The sequence below is a fragment of the Paracoccus lutimaris genome (genome assembly GCF_003337565.1).
Classification (GTDB): domain Bacteria; phylum Pseudomonadota; class Alphaproteobacteria; order Rhodobacterales; family Rhodobacteraceae; genus Paracoccus; species Paracoccus lutimaris.
In genome coordinates this window covers 21,059-38,870 of sequence record NZ_QPJL01000006.1, presented here as the reverse complement: position 1 = coordinate 38,870, position 17,812 = coordinate 21,059, and the positions used below count along the sequence as shown (strand labels likewise).

20 protein-coding genes are annotated in these 17,812 nt (G+C 66.5%); 10 read left to right on the top strand and 10 right to left on the bottom strand.

Going from position 1 to position 17,812, the window contains the following annotated elements:
• Window positions 1-206: 206 nt before the first annotated feature.
• On the top strand, window positions 207-524 hold the full coding sequence (locus tag DFP89_RS07340; RefSeq protein WP_114348912.1) for a chorismate mutase: 318 nt from the start codon (window positions 207-209) through the stop codon (window positions 522-524).
• Window positions 525-695: 171 nt separating this feature from the next.
• Here DFP89_RS07340 and DFP89_RS07335 read toward each other — a convergent pair whose 3' ends face one another.
• Genes DFP89_RS07335 through ruvC form a run of 5 tightly spaced genes read right to left on the bottom strand, consistent with a single transcriptional unit; the run spans window position 696 to window position 4,165 of the window.
• On the bottom strand, window positions 696-1,106 hold the full coding sequence (locus DFP89_RS07335) for a PaaI family thioesterase (RefSeq protein ID WP_114348782.1): 411 nt from the start codon (window positions 1,104-1,106) through the stop codon (window positions 696-698).
• Window positions 1,099-2,124: a Holliday junction branch migration DNA helicase RuvB gene (gene ruvB, locus DFP89_RS07330; RefSeq protein ID WP_114348781.1), complete on the bottom strand. Its 1,026-nt coding sequence runs from the start codon at window positions 2,122-2,124 to the stop codon at window positions 1,099-1,101. The genes DFP89_RS07335 and ruvB overlap by 8 nt, the downstream gene beginning before the upstream one ends.
• Entirely contained in the window at window positions 2,121-2,984 is an 864-nt protein-coding gene (gene htpX / locus DFP89_RS07325; RefSeq protein ID WP_114348780.1) for a zinc metalloprotease HtpX, read from the bottom strand. The genes ruvB and htpX overlap by 4 nt, the downstream gene beginning before the upstream one ends.
• A gap of 4 nt (window positions 2,985-2,988) precedes the next feature.
• Window positions 2,989-3,660, bottom strand: coding sequence for a Holliday junction branch migration protein RuvA (gene ruvA, locus DFP89_RS07320; protein ID WP_114348779.1), 672 nt, complete (start codon window positions 3,658-3,660; stop codon window positions 2,989-2,991).
• Window positions 3,661-3,670: 10 nt separating this feature from the next.
• Complete coding sequence (ruvC, locus tag DFP89_RS07315; protein ID WP_114348778.1) at window positions 3,671-4,165, bottom strand: crossover junction endodeoxyribonuclease RuvC; 495 nt, start codon at window positions 4,163-4,165, stop codon at window positions 3,671-3,673.
• Between the two features lie 121 nt (window positions 4,166-4,286).
• On the opposite strand from ruvC, the gene DFP89_RS07310 reads away from it, so the two are divergent.
• The 8 genes from DFP89_RS07310 to DFP89_RS21010 are packed head-to-tail and all read left to right on the top strand — an operon-like array spanning window position 4,287 to window position 10,660.
• Window positions 4,287-7,130 (top strand): monovalent cation/H+ antiporter subunit A, encoded by a 2,844-nt coding sequence (locus tag DFP89_RS07310; RefSeq protein ID WP_114348777.1) that lies wholly within the window; start codon window positions 4,287-4,289, stop codon window positions 7,128-7,130.
• On the top strand, window positions 7,130-7,495 hold the full coding sequence (locus tag DFP89_RS07305; RefSeq protein WP_114348776.1) for a Na+/H+ antiporter subunit C: 366 nt from the start codon (window positions 7,130-7,132) through the stop codon (window positions 7,493-7,495). Before DFP89_RS07310 ends, DFP89_RS07305 begins: the two co-directional genes overlap by 1 nt.
• Window positions 7,492-9,084, top strand: coding sequence for a monovalent cation/H+ antiporter subunit D (locus DFP89_RS07300; protein WP_114348775.1), 1,593 nt, complete (start codon window positions 7,492-7,494; stop codon window positions 9,082-9,084). Before DFP89_RS07305 ends, DFP89_RS07300 begins: the two co-directional genes overlap by 4 nt.
• Window positions 9,081-9,572, top strand: coding sequence for a Na+/H+ antiporter subunit E (locus tag DFP89_RS07295; protein ID WP_114348774.1), 492 nt, complete (start codon window positions 9,081-9,083; stop codon window positions 9,570-9,572). Before DFP89_RS07300 ends, DFP89_RS07295 begins: the two co-directional genes overlap by 4 nt.
• Window positions 9,569-9,838, top strand: coding sequence for a K+/H+ antiporter subunit F (locus tag DFP89_RS07290; RefSeq protein ID WP_114348773.1), 270 nt, complete (start codon window positions 9,569-9,571; stop codon window positions 9,836-9,838). The genes DFP89_RS07295 and DFP89_RS07290 overlap by 4 nt, the downstream gene beginning before the upstream one ends.
• Window positions 9,839-9,866: 28 nt before the next feature.
• The gene (locus tag DFP89_RS07285) at window positions 9,867-10,259 is read left to right on the top strand and encodes a Na+/H+ antiporter subunit G (protein ID WP_114348911.1); all 393 of its coding nucleotides are present in this window, start codon (window positions 9,867-9,869) and stop codon (window positions 10,257-10,259) included.
• A 6-nt stretch (window positions 10,260-10,265) separates the two neighbouring features.
• Complete coding sequence (locus DFP89_RS07280; protein ID WP_147273284.1) at window positions 10,266-10,544, top strand: hypothetical protein; 279 nt, start codon at window positions 10,266-10,268, stop codon at window positions 10,542-10,544.
• On the top strand, window positions 10,526-10,660 hold the full coding sequence (locus tag DFP89_RS21010; RefSeq protein ID WP_281271200.1) for a hypothetical protein: 135 nt from the start codon (window positions 10,526-10,528) through the stop codon (window positions 10,658-10,660). The genes DFP89_RS07280 and DFP89_RS21010 overlap by 19 nt, the downstream gene beginning before the upstream one ends.
• A 43-nt stretch (window positions 10,661-10,703) precedes the next feature.
• Here the strand turns inward: DFP89_RS21010 and dapA are convergent, their stop codons facing one another.
• Entirely contained in the window at window positions 10,704-11,579 is an 876-nt protein-coding gene (gene dapA, locus DFP89_RS07275) for a 4-hydroxy-tetrahydrodipicolinate synthase (protein ID WP_114348771.1), read from the bottom strand.
• A gap of 104 nt (window positions 11,580-11,683) precedes the next feature.
• On the opposite strand from dapA, the gene DFP89_RS07270 reads away from it, so the two are divergent.
• Complete coding sequence (locus tag DFP89_RS07270) at window positions 11,684-13,867, top strand: lytic transglycosylase domain-containing protein (protein ID WP_114348770.1); 2,184 nt, start codon at window positions 11,684-11,686, stop codon at window positions 13,865-13,867.
• On the opposite strand, the gene DFP89_RS07265 is transcribed toward DFP89_RS07270, so the two are convergent.
• The 4 genes from DFP89_RS07265 to DFP89_RS07250 form a co-directional block, all read right to left on the bottom strand.
• Window positions 13,821-14,783 (bottom strand): DMT family transporter, encoded by a 963-nt coding sequence (locus DFP89_RS07265; RefSeq protein ID WP_114348769.1) that lies wholly within the window; start codon window positions 14,781-14,783, stop codon window positions 13,821-13,823. The genes DFP89_RS07270 and DFP89_RS07265 overlap by 47 nt on opposite strands.
• 61 nt (window positions 14,784-14,844) lie before the next feature.
• Complete coding sequence (locus DFP89_RS07260; protein ID WP_114348768.1) at window positions 14,845-15,633, bottom strand: inositol monophosphatase family protein; 789 nt, start codon at window positions 15,631-15,633, stop codon at window positions 14,845-14,847.
• Between the two features lie 62 nt (window positions 15,634-15,695).
• Window positions 15,696-16,403: a histidine utilization transcriptional repressor HutC gene (locus tag DFP89_RS07255; protein ID WP_114348767.1), complete on the bottom strand. Its 708-nt coding sequence runs from the start codon at window positions 16,401-16,403 to the stop codon at window positions 15,696-15,698.
• Window positions 16,400-17,761, bottom strand: a complete 1,362-nt coding sequence (locus DFP89_RS07250; RefSeq protein WP_114348766.1) for a formimidoylglutamate deiminase — start codon at window positions 17,759-17,761, stop codon at window positions 16,400-16,402. Before DFP89_RS07250 ends, DFP89_RS07255 begins: the two co-directional genes overlap by 4 nt.
• Window positions 17,762-17,812 lie beyond the last annotated feature (51 nt).

Here is a 17,812-nt window from a genome sequence, read left to right as displayed (position 1 = left end):
ATTGATGACAAAGCTGGCTGCACTCATTCGCAATGACCTTTCAACAATGACGGGGACATCCCCTGTGACGATCTGACGCCAAAACGCCGATTCTCACCATGGAGTTCCGCTTTCGGCGAAAAATCGCCGATGACTTGCGGCATATCGGCCACATACCGCCGATCTCGGCGCTTGCCTTGGCGGCGGTGTCGGGGCATGGCTCGCACATGAGCGAATACGATCCCGACCTGCCCCCCGACTCGGCCATGCCGGCACTGCGCGCCCGTATCGATGCGCTGGACGCGCGGTTGGTGGCGCTGCTGGCCGAGCGTTCGGCGCTGATCGACGAGGCGGCGCGGATCAAGACACGCGAGCATTTGCCCGCTCGCATCCATTCCCGCGTCGAGGAGGTCGCGGCCAATGCCCGCCGTCTGGCCAGCGGGCAGGGCCTTGACCCCGATCTGGCCGAACGGCTCTGGCGGGTGATGATGGATCACTTCATCGCGCAGGAAGACAAGATCCTGTCCGCCCGCAAGGACGACTAGGCCCTATTGCAGGATGGGGGCTTTGCCCCCGCGCGTTCCGCGCTCCCCCAGGATATTTAAGCATGAAAGAAGCGAGGGGCTTGCGGCTCGGGCATCTTCTTTCATGTCCAAATATCCCGGGGGCCCGGGGGCAGCGCCCCCGGTCCGGCAGGGCATCAAAGCGGTGAGGCTTCAGACCGGGATCATGGTGCCTTGCAGCATGGCGACATGCTTGCGCGTGTCGCCAGTCTCGGCCCAGACATCAACCGCGACAACCATGATGCGGCGGCCGGGGCGGATGACGCGCCCCTCGGCGACCAGCCGTTCGCCGATGGCGGGGGACATCAGGTTGATCTTCATCTCGACCGTCATCACCTCGGCACCCTCGGGCATGAGCGAAAGCGCCGAATAGCCCGCTGCGGAATCGCCGATACTGAAGGCAAGGCCGGCATGGCCCGCGCCGTGCTGTTGCAGCACCGTGGGCAGGATCGGGGCGGTGATTGTGACCTGGCCGGGGGTGACGCTGGCCAGGCTTGCCCCCAGCGTCTGCATCATCGTCTGGCGGTCAAAGCTGGCGCGGATGCGGGCATCCAGATCATTCATCGAAAAGACTTTCCTGTTGGCGCGGGGCCTCCAGCCCCAGATGCCGCCAGCCAAGCCGGGCCAGCATGCGCCCGCGCGGGGTGCGGCTGACAAGGCCCTGCTGCATCAGATAGGGCTCGATGACCTCTTCGATGGCGTCGCGGCTTTCGGACAGCGCGGCGGACAGGGTTTCGACGCCCACCGGGCCGCCGCCGTAATGTTCGGCGATCAGCGTCAGATAGCGGCGGTCGGCGCCATCAAGCCCGAGATGATCGACCCCCAGCCGGGTCAGGGCGCTGTCGGCGATTTCGCGGGTCAGGCGGCCGTCGCCCTCGACCAGCGCGAAGTCGATCACGCGGCGCAGAAGCCGGCCGGCGATGCGCGGTGTGCCCCGGGCGCGGCGGGCGATTTCGCGGGTGCCGGCGGGTTCCGAGGGGATGTTCATCAGCCGCGCGCCCCGGGTGACGATCAGGTCCAGTTCCTCGATCGTATAAAATTGCAGCCGGGTCGGGATGCCGAAGCGGTCGCGCAGGGGTGTGGTCAGAAGACCCAGCCGCGTTGTCGCGCCGACCAGCGTGAAGGGCTGCAATTCGATCCGCACGGTGCGGGCGGCAGGGCCTTCGCCGATCACCAGATCCAGCTCGAAATCCTCCATCGCCGGATAGAGGATTTCCTCGACCGCCGGGTTCATGCGGTGGATCTCGTCGATGAACAGGACGTCGCGGGATTCCAGATTGGTCAGGATCGCGGCCAGATCGCCGGCGCGGGCCAGAACCGGGCCCGAGGTCATCTTGAAATTCACCCCCAGCTCGCGCGCCATGATCTGCGCCAGCGTCGTCTTGCCCAGACCGGGCGGGCCGTGAAACAGCGTATGATCCATGGCCTGACCGCGCATCCGGGCACTTTCGATGAAGACGCGCAGATTGGAACGGGCCTCGGCCTGACCGACGAAATCGGCCAGAAGCTGCGGGCGCAGGGCGCGGTCCTCGGTGTCGGCCTCTTGCGTTTCGGGGCGCAGCATGGGGTCGGGCTGCGTCATTGGCTGCCCCATGGGCCGGCGGCCATGGCTTGCAGACGTGCGATGCGTTCCTCGGTCGGGGGGTGGGTGGCGAACAGCCGGTCCATGCGCAGCGCATGCAGCGGGTTGATGATGAACATGCTGGCCGAGGCGGGGTTTCGTTCCGCAGGGATATTGACCACGCGACCGGCCATGCGGGCGATTTTCGCCAGCGCCGATGCCAGGGCCAGCGGCTGGCCGCTGATTTCGGCGCCCAGCCGGTCGGCCTCGTATTCGCGGGTGCGCGAGATCGCCATCTGCACCATGCCGGCGGCGATGGGCGCAAAGATCATCGCCAGCAGCGTCGCCAGCCCGCCGCCGCGATTGTCGTCACGTCCGCCGAACATGCTGGAAAACATCAGCATATTGCCCAGCATGGCAATGGCGCCGGCCATGGTTGCGGTGACCGTCATGGTCAGGGTGTCGCGGTTCCTGATATGGGCCAGCTCATGGGCGATGACGCCCGCGAGTTCCTCGCGGCTCAGCGCTTGCAGGATGCCCTGCGTCACCGCCACCGCCGAATTTTCGGGATTGCGCCCGGTGGCGAAGGCATTGGGCTGCTCGGAGGCCAGCACATAGACCGCCGGCATCGGCAGGCCCGCGCGCTCGGCCAGCGCGGCCACCATATCGACCAGTTCGGGCGCCTGCTGGCGGGTGACCGGCATCGCGCCCTGCTGGTTCAGCACCGCCTTGTCGCTGTTCCACCACGCCCAGATATTCCCGGCCCCGGCAAGGACCAGCGCGATCACCGCGCCGCCCTGTCCGCCGATCAGGTAACCCATGCCCATGACCAGCGCGGTCATGGCGGCCATCAGGATGAAGGTGCGGATATTGCCGGTCATTGCGTCACTCCCTGGGGGCCAGCAGCCGCAGGGCTGCGCGGATCAACGCGGGTGTGGCCGCGCCGGGTTCCGCGCCGGCGGCCTCGGCCACGGCGCGGGCCGCCTCGGAGGGGTTATAGCCCAGATTTCCCAAGGCCGAGAGCGCATCCGCCGTCGCCTGCGCGCTGTTATCGGGGGCCCTTGCCGCGCGCGGGGCGGGAATGGGGGCCTCGATCACCTCGGCATCGGGCAGGGGACCGGGATCGACGGTCAGCGCGCCCCCCAGCGCCATGACGGCGGGGGCCTTGTCCTTGAGTTCCATGGTCACGCGCTGCGCGAGCTTGGGGCCGACGCCGGGCGCCTTGCGCAGTGCCGACCAGTCGCCAAGCGCCAGCGCGCGGGCCAGCCCCTCGGGGCCAAGCGTGCCAAGGATCGCCAGCGCCACCTTGGCCCCCACACCCTGGACCGAGGTCAGAAGCCGGTGCCATTCCTTTTCCAGGAGCGTCGGAAAACCGAAAAGCTGCAACAGGTCCTCGCGCACCAGCAGCTCGGTATAAAGCGCGGTCGCCTGCCCGGCGGGGGGCAGGCTGGCGGCGGTGCGTTCGCTGACATGGACGATATAGCCCACGCCGCGCACGTCGATCAGCACATGGTCCTGTGCCCGGTGCAGGATGATGCCCGCGATACGTCCGATCATGTCTGCGCCCTCATGCAGATGCCTTGATGCGCAGGGCGCGGCCCTGCAGGTGATGGGCGTGGCAGATCGCCACCGCCAGCGCATCCGCCGCGTCCGGCCCGGCAAAGCTGACGCCCGGCAGCATGAAGCGCACCATGTGCTGGATCTGTTCCTTGGCGGCGTGACCCACGCCGACCACGGTCTTTTTCACCGTGTTCGGGGAATATTCGCCGATCTCCAGCCCGGCCTCGGCCGGGGCGAGCAGCGCGATGCCGCGTGCCTGACCCAGTTTCAGCGTGCCCGCCGCGTCCTTGTTGACGAAGGTCTGCTCGACCGCCGCCGCATCGGGGCCGTGTTCGGCGATCACCGCGCAAAGCCCGCGATAGAGCATCGCCAGCCGCGGCCCCAGATCGGCCCCCTCGGAATGGACGATGCCATTCGCCAGATGCCGCAGGCGCGGGCCGTCGGTCTCGATCACGCCCCAGCCCATGTTTCGCAGGCCCGGGTCTATGCCGATGATCTTCATGCCTGTTCCCTTTTTCGTTTTGGTTAGCACGAAAGGCGAACATCGCCTAGTCGCTTTGTCATCGGCTTGACATTCCCGGCGCCCATCGCGGACACAGGAGGTTAACGGGGGAAAGAGGTCCATGTCGCCAGCGCTGATTGCCGTCCTGCCATTCATCGGGGCCTTGTTGCCGGGCCTTCTGATCCGTTCAGGTCGCGATGTGGCGGCAATCAGTTGTGGCGCGGCGACATTCATCGCACTTTTGGGCCTGTGCCTGCACATCCCCGCCATCATGGCCGGAGAGGTCATCACCTCGCGGATCGAATGGCTGCCCTCGCTGGGGCTGAACGCGAATTTCCGCATCGACGGGCTGGGGCTGCTGTTCGGCATCCTGATCCTGGGGATCGGGCTGCTGATCATCACCTATGCGCGCTATTACCTGTCGCGCAACGATCCGGTGGGGGTGTTCTATACCTATCTGATGCTGTTCCAAGGCGCGATGATGGGCATCGTGCTGTCGGACAATATCCTGCTGCTTCTGGTGTTCTGGGAACTGACCTCGCTGTCTTCGTTCCTGCTGATCGGCTATTGGAAGCACCTGCCCGAGGGGCGGCAGGGCGCGCGCATGGCGCTGACCGTGACCGGTATGGGCGGGCTTGCAATGATCGCGGGCATGCTGATCCTTGGCAGTATCGCCGGCAGCTATGAGATCAGCGACATCCTGCTGGCGCGCGAGGCCATTCAGGCCAGCCCGCTTTACCTGCCGGCGCTGATCCTGATCCTGATCGGTGCCTTTACCAAATCGGCGCAGTTCCCGTTCCATTTCTGGCTGCCCCATGCCATGGCCGCGCCGACCCCGGTTTCGGCCTATCTGCATTCCGCGACCATGGTCAAAGCCGGGCTGTTTTTGATGGCACGGCTATGGCCGGTGCTGTCCGGCACGCCCGAATGGTTCTATATCGTCGCCACCACCGGGCTGGTGACCATGGTCATGGCGGCCTGGATCGGGATGTTCCGCGACGATCTGAAATCGCTTCTGGCCTTCTCGACCGTCTCGCATCTGGGCCTGATCACCATGCTTCTGGGCTTTGGCACCGAGGCGGCGGCGGTGGCGGCGGTGTTTCACATCATCAACCACGCCACCTTCAAGGCCGCGCTGTTCATGACTGCCGGGATCATCGACCATGAGGCCGGCACGCGCTCGATCCGGCGGCTGGGGGGATTGCGCAAGCTGATGCCGATCACCTTCATCATCGGCACCATCGCCGCGCTGTCCATGGCCGGTGTCGCGCCGCTGAACGGGTTCCTCTCCAAGGAGCTGATGCTCGAGGAGGCCAGCCATATGGTCTGGATGGGCCATCCGGCGCTGATCGTGACCATGGCGACCATCGGGGCGTGTTTCTCGGTCTGCTATTCGCTGCGCTTCATCTGGCAGGTGTTTTTCGGGCCGGAACGGCACGACTATCCCCACCATCCCCATGATCCGGGCTTTGGCATGTGGGTGGGGCCGGCGCTGCTGGTGGTGCTGGTGGTCCTGATCGGGCTGTTTCCGAACCAGATGGCCGGCTGGCTGGTCGAGGCCTCGGCCAGCGCGGTCACGGGCGCGCATCCGCATCCGCATTTCGCGCTGTGGCACGGGCTGACGCTGGCGCTGAAACTGTCGGTCACGGCGCTTCTGGTCGGGGTCGTGCTGCTGAACCTCAATCACCGCATGATCGCGCTGCGCGACATGGTCTGGCGACCCGATGGCAAGCGCAGCTTTGACGCCATCACCCGCGCCTGCACCTGCGTGGCCGCGTGGATCACGCCGCGCCTGACCAATGGCTCGATGTCGCGGGCCTTGGCGGCGCTGTCGCTGACCATCGTGCTGTGCGGGCTGTGGGCGTTCTCGACCGGCGGCTATCAGGGGGCCACGCGGCCGATGCTGGAAATCACCGCCGTGCCCTTTATCGGCTGGCTGCTTTTGATCGTGGCGACGGCCTGCATGGTCATGTTCCACCGGCTGCGGATCATGGCCCTGGTGCTGGTGGGCATCATCGGGCTGATCGTGTCCTGCAGCTTCCTTTACCTTTCGGCGCCGGATCTGGCGCTGACCCAGATCTCGGTTGAGGTGGTCACCGTCATCCTGCTGCTGCTGGCGCTGAATTTCCTGCCCAAGTACACGGTTCTCGACAGCCGCGACCGCAAGCGCGGCATGGATGCCTTTGTCGCCACGGTGTCGGGGCTGGGCTTCGGGGCGCTGGCCTATATCATCATGCGCAGCGATTTCGCCTTTCCGTCGATCGCGGGCTACATGCTGGAAAACAGCCACAAGCTGGGCGGCGGCGACAATGTCGTCAACGTCATTCTGGTGGACTTCCGCGGCTATGATACTTTTGGCGAGATCACCGTGCTGGGCATCGCCGCGCTGACCATCTTTGCCCTGACCGAGACGCTGCTGATGGGCTCAAGCGGCAAGCGGCTGCGCAACTGGGTCCATGACAGCCTGCGCGCCGGCGACCGCCACCCGCAGATGCTGGTGGTGGCGACGCGGCTGATCCTGCCGATCTCGCTGGTGGTGGGGCTGTATATCTTCCTGCGCGGGCACAACCAGCCGGGCGGCGGCTTCATCGCCGGTCTGGTCGTGGCCATCGCGCTGGTCTCGCAATACATGGCCTCGGGCTATGCCTGGGCGCAGGAGCGGCAAAAGATCAACTATCACGCCCTGATCGGCGCCGGCGTCATCGCCGCCGGCATCACCGGCATCGGTGCGTGGTTCGCGGGGCTGCCCTTCCTGACCTCGACCTATGGCTATGTGAAGCTGCCGGGGCTCGAGAAATTCGAGCTGGCCTCGGCCATGGGCTTTGACCTTGGCGTGTTCCTGTGCGTGGTGGGGGCGGTCATGCTGGCGCTGAACTCGCTGTCGCGGATCGCGCGGCAGGCGGGTGAGACGGTCAATCTGCACCCGATGGATATCGACCCGAGCAAGGAGGCCGAGCGTCCCTGATGGAACTTCTCGTATCAAGCGCAATCGGGGTGCTGACCGCGGCGGGGGTCTATCTGATCCTGCGGCTGCGGACCTTTGCCGTGGTCCTTGGCATGACCATGCTGAGCTATGCCATCAACGTCTTCCTGTTCGCCACCGGCCGGCTGATCGTCGACGCGCCGCCGATCCTGCACGAGGGGACCACGGTCTATACCGACCCCTTGCCGCAGGCGCTGGTGCTGACCGCCATCGTGATTTCATTCGGCATGACGGCGGTGGTGGTGATGATGGCGCTTGGCGCCTTTCTGGAGGGGGGGGATGACCGCGTCGACATGCCGCGTTCCGACCGCCTGCCCGACAGCCGCCCGGGGGACAAAGGCGCATGAGCCATCTGATCATTGCCCCGGTCATCCTGCCCGCCGTCATCGGTGCGCTTATCATCCTGTGGATGCGCAACGACCTGCTGTTGCAGCGCGTCTTTTCGGTCATCGGCACGGCGCTGCTGGTCGGGGTCGGGATCTATCTGAACTGGCACGCCGCCTCGGATCAGGTCTATGTCTATCGGCTGGGCAACTGGGCCGCGCCCTTCGGCATCGTGCTGGTGCTGGACCGGCTGGCGGCGCTGATGGTGCTGCTGACCGCGGTGCTGGCGCTGGTGGTGCAGCTTTATGCCGTCGGCTCGGGCTGGGACCGCAAGGGCTGGCATTTCCACGCGCTGTGGCAGTTCCAGCTGATGGGGGTCTGCGGCGCATTCCTGACCGGCGACGCCTTCAACCTGTTCGTGTTCTTCGAGGTGCTGCTGATCGCCAGCTACGGGCTGATGATCCATGGCGGCGGCGAGATGCGGCTGCGCGCGGGCGTGCAATACATCGCCTATAACCTTGCCGGCTCGACGCTGTTTCTGGCGGCGCTGGGGGTGCTTTATTCGGTCACCGGCACGCTGAACATGGCCGATATGGCGATCCGCATCTCGCAGATGCCGGCCGAGGATACGGCGCTTTTGCGCACCGGCGCGGTGCTGTTGATCCTGGTCTTCGCGATCAAGGCGGCGCTGGTGCCGCTGCATTTCTGGCTGCCCTCGACCTATGCCAATGCGCCGGGGCCGGTGGCGGCGCTGTTTGCGATCATGACCAAGGTCGGGGTCTATGCGATCATCCGCTTCTTTACGTTGGTCTTCCCGCAGGATTCGGTGATCGAAAGCGTGGTCGCGGACCTGTTGCTGCCGGCGGCGCTGTTCACGCTGGTCATCGGCCAGATCGGCATATTGGGGTCGCGCAATCTGGGGCGGATGGCGGCCTTCGCGGCCATCGGCTCGATCGGGACGCTGATGATCGCGGTGTCGCAATATACCCCGCAGGCGACGGCGGCGGCGATCTATTACATGATCCATTCGACGCTGGCGGCGGCATCGCTGTTTCTGATCGTGGACATGATCGGGGCGCGGCGCGGCGATCTGTGGCTGCGCCTGGCGCCGATCATGCCCGGAAACGGCATCATCGCGGCGCTGTATTTCGTCACCGCCATCGCCATTGCCGGCATGCCGCCCCTGTCGGGCTTTATCGGCAAGCTTTTGATCCTGCAGGCCACGGCCGGGGCGCCGGATGCGATCTGGATCTGGTCGATCATCCTTGCCACCTCGCTGATCGCCATCTACGGGCTGGCGCGCGCGGGCTCGCTGGTGTTCTGGAAATGCTACGAGGTGCAGGGCCCATATGCCCCCGAGGACGAGGACGCCCCCGCCCATGCCGGGCCGATCCCGCCCAAGCTGGAACCCGATGAGCATATTCAGGATCTGGGTGACGCGGCCTCGCCGGGGCTGACCTTTGCCGCGACCGGGCTGTTGCTGGCGGGGATCGTGGCGCTGACGGTCTTTGCCGGGCCGGTCATGCGCTTTGCCGATGCCACCGCGCATCAGCTCCATGATGCCGGGGCCTATCTTGGCGCGGTGCTGAACATGCAGGAGGGCACGAAATGATCCGTCGCCTTTATCCGCATCCATGGCTGTCGGTGACGCTGATCCTGGTCTGGATGCTGCTGGTGAACCGCTGGGCCGTCGGCTCGCTGGTATTTGCGGTCATCGTGGGCACGGTGGTGCCGCTGATGACCGCGCCCTATTGGCCCGAGGCGCGCGGCTATAGCCGCCCCGAAAAGATCCCCGCCTATCTGGCCATTGTCATCTGGGACATCCTCAAGGCCAATTTCGCGGTGGCGCAGATCGTCATCTTCATGCCGCGCCGGGCGCTGCGTCCGGCCTGGGTGGTGATCCCGCTGCAATTGCGCCGCCCCGAGGCGATCACCACTCTGGCCGCCACCATCACCCTGACCCCCGGCACGGTCAGCTGCGATCTGGCCGAGGACGGCCGCGCCCTGCTGGTGCATTGTCTGCATGCGCCCGACCCCGATTCCGTCCGCGACGAGATCCAGACCCGCTACGAGGCCCGGCTGAAGGAGATCTTCGAATGATCGAATATGCCATCTATTTCGCCTATGGCTGTTTCGGGCTGGCGCTGCTGTTCTGCCTGTTCCGCGTCGTCTTCGCGCCGGGGCTGGCCGACCGTGTGCTGGCCTTGGACACGATGGCGGTGAACATGATCGCGCTGCTGACGCTGTTTGGCCTGCATCGCGGCACCGGCATGTATTTCGAGGCCTCGCTGCTGTTTGCCATGGTCGGTTTCATCTCGACCGTGGCCTATGCCAAGTTCGTCCTGCGCGGGGACATCATCGAATGACAGGAGGCGAATGATGGGGGATGGGGCCATGATCTGGGAATTCATCGTCTCGGGCCTGCTGGTTGTGGGGGGCTTTTTCGGGCTGGTCGGCTCATACGGGCTGGTCAAGCTGCCCGACCCGATGACGCGGCTGCATGCGCCGACGAAATCGGCGACGCTGGGCGTCGGGGGTGTGCTGCTGGCCTCGATGATCTGGTTTCCGGTCCATCACGGGCATTTCAGCTGGCACGAGCTGCTGATCACGCTGTTTCTGTTCCTGACCGCGCCGGTCACCGGCTTTTTCATCGCCAAGGCGCATATGCATCTGGGCTGGGACGCGCATGAACTGCCGCGCCCGGCGCCCGACAAGCATTGGGCGACATTCGCCGCGCCCGATCAGGAAAGTCTGGTCGACAGGGTCGAGGCGGCCCGCAAAGGCTAAGGCGCGATGACTGATAGACCCGCTGCCCCGATGCCGTGGCGCGCCTATGGCGTGGCATATCTGGCCGGGTTTGGGATTGCGTGGTTCATGGCGAATATGACGGCGATCAGCCTTGTCGATCCCGAGCGCCCCGATGGCTTTGTGGCGGCGATGATGGCGGCGGTCGCGGTGATGGGCGGCCTTAGCGGGCTTGCGGCCTTTCAGGCAATCTCTTTGGGCTGGCGACCGGCCGCTGGCAGGGATTGCGGTTCTGGCTGGTCGCGCCTGTGCTGGTCTTTGCCGTGATCGGTCCGGTGACCTATGCCTGTGTGTTCGCCATCATCCTGCTGCTCGAAGGCGGGGTCGTTATTATTGTGCTGCCCTTTGTCATCGGCCTGTTGGCTCTGCGCCTGACGCGCTGACAGGGGTTGCCGCCCGTGCCAAAGCCGGGCGGCAGATGGGCCCTCAGATCAGGCTGGCATGCTTCATCGCCGCGTCGATGGCGGCCTTGGTCGCGTCGGTCAGCCCGACCAGCGGCAGGCGCACGCGGTCGCTGCAAAGCCCCAGCCGCGACATGGCGTATTTCGCCCCCGCGACGCCCGGCTCAAGGAAGATCGCCACATGCAGCGGCATCAGCTTGTCCTGATAGGTCAGGGCAAGGGCGAAATCGCCCGCCAGCATGGCATTCTGGAATTCGGCGCAAAGCCGCGGCGCGACGTTCGCGGTGACCGAGATGCAGCCCACACCGCCATGGGCGTTGAAGCCAAGCGCGGTGTCGTCATTGCCCGACAACTGGATGAAATCCGTGCCGCAGGTCATGCGCTGCAGGCTGACCCGCTCCAGCTTGCCGGTCGCGTCCTTGACACCGGCGATGCGCGGCAGTTTCGCCAGCTCGCCCATGGTCTCGGGCGTCATGTCGATGACCGAGCGGCCGGGGATATTGTAGATGATGATCGGCAGGTCGCTGGCGTCATGCAGCGCGGTGTAATGCGCGATCAGGCCGGGCTGGGTCGGCTTGTTGTAATAGGGCGTCACCACCAGCGCCGCATCGGCGCCCGCGGCCTGCGCGTGCTGGATCAGGCCGATCCCCTCGCGCGTCGAATTCGATCCCGCGCCGGCAATCACCGGGACGCGGCCGGCGGTGACGCGGATCACCTCTTCGACGACCTTGCGATGTTCGTCATGGCTCAGCGTCGGGCTTTCGCCGGTGGTGCCCACGGGCACCAGACCGTGGCTACCCTCGGCGATATGCCATTCGACCAGCTTTTCCAACGCCGGGAGATCCAGCTCCCCGTCGGGGGTGAAGGGCGTGACCAACGCGGGCATCGAGCCTTTGAACATGGGGATATCCTGACATTTGCGGTTAATAGGGGCTTACATCCCGAAGCCGCGATTGCCAAGGATGTGAGTTGCACCCCCCGGCAGAGTTTCGCACAAGTGAAATCATGACGTCTTCTCTCCGCGACAGGATCATCGGGCCGCTGGCCGCTGCGCTGCTGGCGCTTTCGACGGCCCCGGCCTTGGCCGAGGATGCCGCGCAGATCGGCCGGGCGCTGGCGGCGGCCTCGATGCGGGACTGGCCGGTGGCCGAGGCCGAGGCGGCGCGATCCGGCCCGATGGCGCTGGATCTGGTCCTGTGGCAGCGGCTGCGTGCGGGGCAGGGGACATGGCCAGAATATCGCGACTTTGCCGCCCGCCATGGCGACTGGCCGGGGCTGGCGCTGTTCTACAAGCGGGGCGATGCGGTCCTGCGCGCCGACCTGCCGCCCGCCGAGGTGATCGGCTGGTTCGGTGCCCGCCGTCCCGACACGCTGAACGGTGCCCTGGCGCTGATCGGGGCCTTGCAGGCCACCGACCCCGCCGCCGCCAAGGCCGAGATCGCGCGCTTCTGGACCGAGCAGGCGCTGAACAAGGCCGAAGCCGACATCTTTGTTGCCGCTTATGGGGCCGATATCGCCGGGCTGCATGACGCGCGGCTGGCGCGGCTTCTGGATCTGGGCGAATGGCAGGCGGCGCAGGTGGCGCTGCCCTTGGCGACGCCCGCCGGGCAAGCCCTTGGCAAGGCGCGGCTGGCGCTGCAATCGGGGCAGGGGGGCGTTGACAAGCTGATCCTGTCGCTGCCAGAGGCGCAGCAGCAGGATGCCGGGCTGGCCCTGGACCGCTTTCGCTGGCGGGTCTGGGCCAAGATGCCGGAACTGGCGCGGGACCTGATGCTGGAACGCTCGACCAGCCCTGAGGCGCTACGCGATCCCGCCGCATGGGCCGGAAAGCGCGCCGATTACGCCCGGCTTGCGCTGCGGCAGGGCGATTGGGCGCTGGCCGAGAAACTGGCCGCCGGGCATTTCATGCTGCCGGGCAGCGATGAATTTATAGATCTGGAATGGCTGGCCGGCTATGCCGCCCTGCGCGGTGGTGCGCCCGACCGAGCGCTTGCGCGCTTCAAGGCGCTTGAGGCGGGGGTGACCAGCCCGATCTCGGTCTCGCGGGCGCTTTATTGGCAGGGCCGCGCGCTTGAGGCGCAAGGTCATGCCGCGCGGGCCGAGGCCGCCTATCGCCGGGCGGCGGATTACAAATCGGCGTGGTATGGGCAATTGGCCGGCGAAAAGCTGGGCCAGCCGCTGGATTTCGCCACGCTTGGCGGCCAGCGGGCGGGGGGCAGCTTGCCGGAATGGCGCGGATCAAGCCTGCGCGAAAACCCGGTCTGGCAGGCCGGCGTCTGGCTGATCGCGGCGGGCGAGCCCGATCAGGGCCAGCGTTTCCTGCTGCATCTTGCCGAGACCGCCACGCCCGAGGATATCGGCCGCATGGCGCGGATGATGCTGGACATGCGCCTGCCATGGCACGCACTGCGTCTGGCCAAGGCGGCGGCGGCCAAGGGCGCGGTCTATCCCGATGCCTATTTCCCGCTGACCGGGCTTGAGACCGATGACCTGGGCCTGCCGCCCGAACTGGTCATGGCCATCGCCCGGCGCGAAAGCGAGTTCAATCACACGGTTTCGTCCCATGCCGGGGCGCTGGGGCTGATGCAGGTCATGCCCGACACCGCGCGCTCGATGGCGCGCAAGATCGGCGAGCCCTTTGATCAAAGGCGGCTGACCCGCGACGCGGCCTATAATGCGCGTCTGGGCGCGGCCTATCTGGCGGGCCTGCGCGAACGCTTCGGCCCCTCGGTCGCGCTGGTCGCGGCGGGCTACAATGCCGGGCCGGGGCGCTCGGCCCGCTGGCTGGGCGAGTTCGGCGACCTGCGCGGCGAGGTCGATCCGGTCGATTGGGTCGAGATGATCCCCTTTGACGAGACCCGCAATTACGTCATGCGCGTGGCCGAGGCGCTGCCCGTCTATCGCGCCCGCATTCAGGGCAGGCCGGTGCCTTTGGTGCCGACATGGGACCTGACCGGGGGCGGGGTGAAGCCGGCACCCGAGGCGCTGCGTATCCAGCTGGCCCGCTCGGCCCGGCCGCTGCCGGGGCCACGCGCGCTGGCCTATTTCGCGGCGGGCGGCGTTCTGGCCGAGGTGCTGGGGCCGGTGCCGGCCGTTCCGCTCGATCAGGCCGCCGCCGATCCGGCGGCAGCGGGTGGCGCGATCACTCCAACCCGGCCCGCGCGCGCTGGTGCGAGCGCCACCAGGTAAACATGCCCGCGCCGACGACGATGGCGCCGCCAAGCGCCACGTTCGGGGCCAGCGTCTCGCCAAAGATGGTCACGCCGAACAGGCTGACCCAGACAAGCTGCGTATAGGAAAAGGGTTGCAGGGCGGATGCTTCGGCCAGTTCATAGGCCTTGATCAGCATGAAATGCGCGCAGGCGGCGCCAAGGCACAGCAGCAAAAGCCACGGGATGTCGCGGACGGCGATCGGCTCCCAATGCCAGATGCCGATCAGCGTCATCGCCACGGCGCCCGAAATCCCGGTCCAGAAAAAGCTGACCATGGCGCTGTCGTCGCGCCCGACCAGCCGCGTCAGCAACCCGTAGACCGCGAACATCACCGCGCCCAGAAAGGGCAGGATGGCATCGGTGCTGAAGACGCCGCTGCCGGGTTTCAGCACGATCAGGATGCCCAGAAACCCCGCCGCGACCGCCGCCCAGCGGCGCCAGCCGACCTTTTCGCCCAGAACCGGCCCCGACAGCGCCGAGATCAGCAGCGGATAGCAGGCAAAGATCGCATGGGTGTTGATCAGGCCCAGCCGGATGAAGGCCTCGACGGTGACAATGACCTCAAGCGCCAGCAGGATGCCGCGGAATATCTGGATGGCCGGCCGCTTGCTGCGCACGGCGCGCGACAGCCCGCCCGGCGCGCGGGCGCAAAGCAGGATCACGAAGACCGCAAAGAACCAATAGCGCAGCATGATCACGAAGACGGGCGAATAGGTCGCGCCCAGATAGCGCGAGATCCCGTCCTGTGCGGCAAAGATGAAGGCCGAGCCGCAGATCAGCAGGATCGCGGTGCCTTGCCGGTCCCGCCGTGGCGGCTGGGCCAGCGGCGGCGGCACGGCAGGATGCTGGGCCGAAGGGGCCATCATCGGCCCCGTCTGGGGATTGTCTGGCATCGCGCATGTTCCGGTTTGGTATACCGGCCATGCGCCCGCCATCGGCAAAGGTCAAGCCGGGTCAGTCGCGCTGACGTATAATTCCTGCGAATTCGTCAAAAAGCTGCGTGTTGCCGGCCACGATCGAACCAGATTCGACGGGGTTTTCATCAGGGCGGATCGATTCGACAAAGCCGCCCGCCTCTTTGACCAGCAGGATGCCGGCAGCGACGTCCCATGAGTTCACGCCGCGTTCCCAGTAGCCATCAAAGCGGCCGGCGGCGACATAGGCCAGATCCAGCGCGGCGGCGCCCCAGCGGCGCACGCCCGCAGTCAGCGGCATCAGCCGCGCCATATCGCGCAGCGTCGCGGGCAGGGTGCCGCGCCCGCCAAAGGGCACGCCGGTGGCAAAGATCGATTCGATCATCTGGCGGCGGGCCGAAACCCGGATGCGGCGGTCGTTCAGAAAGGCGCCGTCGCCACGCTCGGCGGTGAACATCTCGTCCTTGGCGGCGTCATAGACCACGGCGGCGACGATCTCGCCCTTGTGCTCCAGCGCGATGCTGACGGCCCAATGCGGCAGCCCGTGCAGAAAGTTGGTGGTGCCGTCCAAGGGATCGACCAGCCAGCGCCGGGTCGGGTCCTCGCCCGCCTCGGTACCGGTTTCCTCGCCCAGCCAGCCATAGTTCGGACGCGCGCCGCGCAGCTCTTCCTTGATGATGCGTTCGGACTCGCGGTCGGCGCGGCTGACGAAATCGCCCGCGCCCTTGACCGAGACCTGAAGGTTTTCGACCTCGCGGAAGTCCTTCACGAGGCTGCGGCCCGCCTTGCGCGCGGCCTTGATCATGATGTTGAGATTGGCGCTGGCCATGGCTTTTCCTTTTTGGGATTGGCCGTCCTATTAGGCGAAGGCCGCTCGAAAGCCAAGCGGGACTAGGGCGTGGCGATCAGCTGATAGCCGGGGTGAAAGGCCAGCCGCACCGTGGTGATGGCGCCAAGGTCGTTGAAGGTCGTCCGCTGCAGGATCAAAAGCGCCGTGCCCTGCCGGGCTTCCAGCAGCCGCGCGTCGCGGGCATTGGCGTTTTCGGCCGAGAACGCCATGTCGGCATGCAGCCATGGGAAATTGCGCACCAGCCATTCATTGGCATTGATGCGGTGAAAGTCGATCCGCTCGACGCCGGGGGCGGCGCCGGGATTGATCCAGCGGTCCTCGACCTGAAAGGGCTGGCTGTCGCCGTAATGGACGGTGCGCAGGTGGATCAGTTCCGCCCCTTCGGGCAGGGACATGCGCAGGGCCACATCCGCCGGGATCGGGCTGAGCTTCTGCGCCACGACCCGGTGGCTGTATTCCAGACCCGCGCCCTCGATCTGTTCGCGCACGATGGGGATGGTCAGCGTGGCCTTGCGCGCCGGGTTCACGGTGACATGGGTCCCGGCGCGGCGCTTGCGGTCCAGAAGTCCTTCCTCGGCCAGCATTTGCAGGGCCTTGTTCACCGTGGCGCGGGCGACGCCGAATTCGACCGCCAGTTCCGCCTCGTCGGGGATGCGGTCGCCCTGACGCCATTCGCGGTCGACGATGCGGCGGCGCACCTCGCTGGTGATGGCCTGAGCCTTGGAAAGCTGGGCGGTCTTTTCGGTCACATGCGGTCCTGAACGCGGGCGATGGTCGCCAGATAATCGGAAACAATACGGTCGTGGTCGATATGACGGCCATTCTTGACCAGATGACGCCCGGCTGACCAGACCTCGCGCACCAGACCGTCATGACCGGCGAAGATCAGGCTGTCCAGCATCTGATCGCCCTTGCGCCCGGCCATGACCGGATTGTCCAGATCGACGGCCAGCAGATCGGCCCAGTTTCCGGGGGCGATGGCGCCGGTCTCGCGCCCCGCCGCCGTGGCGCCTCCATCCAGCCCCGCCTCATAGATCACCCGCCCGGTCGAGCGTTCCGGCGTCGCCAGAATCGCCCGGCCACGGTCGCGCAGGCGCTGGCTGTATTCCAGCGTCCTGAGTTCCTCGGTCAGCGAGATACGGATATTGCTGTCCGAGCCAAAGCCCAGCCGCCCGCCGGCCTCGGCCCAGATGGTGCCGTTGAAGATGCCGTCGCCAAGGCTTGATTCGGTGATCGGGCACAGGCCCGCGACGGCGCCGGTGGCGGCAAGGCGGCGGGTCTCGTCCTCGGTCATGTGGGTCAGGTGGATCAGCGTCCAGCGCCGGTCGGGGGCGAAGTTCTCCAGCACCCATTCGACCGGGCGCAGGCCATAGGCGGCGCTGATTTCCTCGATCTCGGGGATCTGCTCGGCCAGATGCATGTGCAGGGGGCGGTCGGGACGCAGTTCGGTGCAAAGCCGCAGCCCCTCGGGCGAGACGGCGCGCAGGGAATGCGGCGCGATACCGATGCCCGCATCCGGGGGCAGCGCGGTCAGGGCGGCCTCGGCGCCGTCCAGCAGGCGCTGGAAGTCCTCGGGCGTGGTGCCGAAACGGTTCTGGCCCGGCGCAAGCGCGCGGCGGTCCACGCCGCCGAACTGGTAATGCACCGGCAGCAGCGTCAGCCCGATGCCGGTGCGGGCGCTGGCGGCGGCGATGCGCGCCGACATCTCGGCGATATTGTCGTAATGCCCGCCGCCGGGGCGGTGATGCAGATAGTGGAACTCGACATTGGTGGCATAGCCGGCCTCGAGCATCTCCATCTGCACGAGGCTGGCGATGGCCTCGATATCGTCGGGCGTCAGGTGGTCCAGAAAGCGGTACATGATCTGGCGCCAGGTCCAGAAGGTGTCGCGCGGCTCGGGGCCTTTGGCCTCGGAAAGGCCGGCCATGGCGCGCTGGAAGGCGTGGCTGTGCAGGTTGGCCATCGCCGGCAGCAGCAGGCCGACGCGTTGGCCTGCGGCCGCGGCGCCCGGCTCGACCCGGGCGATTCGGCCCTGATCCAGCGTCACGCCGACATGTTCCGCCCAGCCACCCGGCAACAAGGCCCGTTCCGCCCAGATCTGCACCATCGCCTTGTCCCTCTGTATGCAAAAATAAGTTTAGACATAGAGTTTCATTAA

Excerpts from the sequence above, each read along its gene's own strand:
- DFP89_RS07340 (WP_114348912.1), top strand. The coding sequence starts at position 207 with ATGAGCGAATACGATCCCGACCTGCCCCCCGACTCGGCCATGCCGGCA.
- DFP89_RS07335 (WP_114348782.1), bottom strand. The coding sequence starts at position 1,106 with ATGAATGATCTGGATGCCCGCATCCGCGCCAGCTTTGACCGCCAGACG.
- ruvB (WP_114348781.1), bottom strand. The coding sequence starts at position 2,124 with ATGACGCAGCCCGACCCCATGCTGCGCCCCGAAACGCAAGAGGCCGAC.
- htpX (WP_114348780.1), bottom strand. The coding sequence starts at position 2,984 with ATGACCGGCAATATCCGCACCTTCATCCTGATGGCCGCCATGACCGCG.
- ruvA (WP_114348779.1), bottom strand. The coding sequence starts at position 3,660 with ATGATCGGACGTATCGCGGGCATCATCCTGCACCGGGCACAGGACCAT.
- ruvC (WP_114348778.1), bottom strand. The coding sequence starts at position 4,165 with ATGAAGATCATCGGCATAGACCCGGGCCTGCGAAACATGGGCTGGGGC.
- DFP89_RS07310 (WP_114348777.1), top strand. The coding sequence starts at position 4,287 with ATGTCGCCAGCGCTGATTGCCGTCCTGCCATTCATCGGGGCCTTGTTG.
- DFP89_RS07305 (WP_114348776.1), top strand. The coding sequence starts at position 7,130 with ATGGAACTTCTCGTATCAAGCGCAATCGGGGTGCTGACCGCGGCGGGG.
- DFP89_RS07300 (WP_114348775.1), top strand. The coding sequence starts at position 7,492 with ATGAGCCATCTGATCATTGCCCCGGTCATCCTGCCCGCCGTCATCGGT.
- DFP89_RS07295 (WP_114348774.1), top strand. The coding sequence starts at position 9,081 with ATGATCCGTCGCCTTTATCCGCATCCATGGCTGTCGGTGACGCTGATC.
- DFP89_RS07290 (WP_114348773.1), top strand. The coding sequence starts at position 9,569 with ATGATCGAATATGCCATCTATTTCGCCTATGGCTGTTTCGGGCTGGCG.
- DFP89_RS07285 (WP_114348911.1), top strand. The coding sequence starts at position 9,867 with ATGATCTGGGAATTCATCGTCTCGGGCCTGCTGGTTGTGGGGGGCTTT.
- DFP89_RS07280 (WP_147273284.1), top strand. The coding sequence starts at position 10,266 with ATGACTGATAGACCCGCTGCCCCGATGCCGTGGCGCGCCTATGGCGTG.
- dapA (WP_114348771.1), bottom strand. The coding sequence starts at position 11,579 with ATGTTCAAAGGCTCGATGCCCGCGTTGGTCACGCCCTTCACCCCCGAC.
- DFP89_RS07270 (WP_114348770.1), top strand. The coding sequence starts at position 11,684 with ATGACGTCTTCTCTCCGCGACAGGATCATCGGGCCGCTGGCCGCTGCG.
- DFP89_RS07265 (WP_114348769.1), bottom strand. The coding sequence starts at position 14,783 with ATGCCAGACAATCCCCAGACGGGGCCGATGATGGCCCCTTCGGCCCAG.
- DFP89_RS07260 (WP_114348768.1), bottom strand. The coding sequence starts at position 15,633 with ATGGCCAGCGCCAATCTCAACATCATGATCAAGGCCGCGCGCAAGGCG.
- DFP89_RS07250 (WP_114348766.1), bottom strand. The coding sequence starts at position 17,761 with ATGGTGCAGATCTGGGCGGAACGGGCCTTGTTGCCGGGTGGCTGGGCG.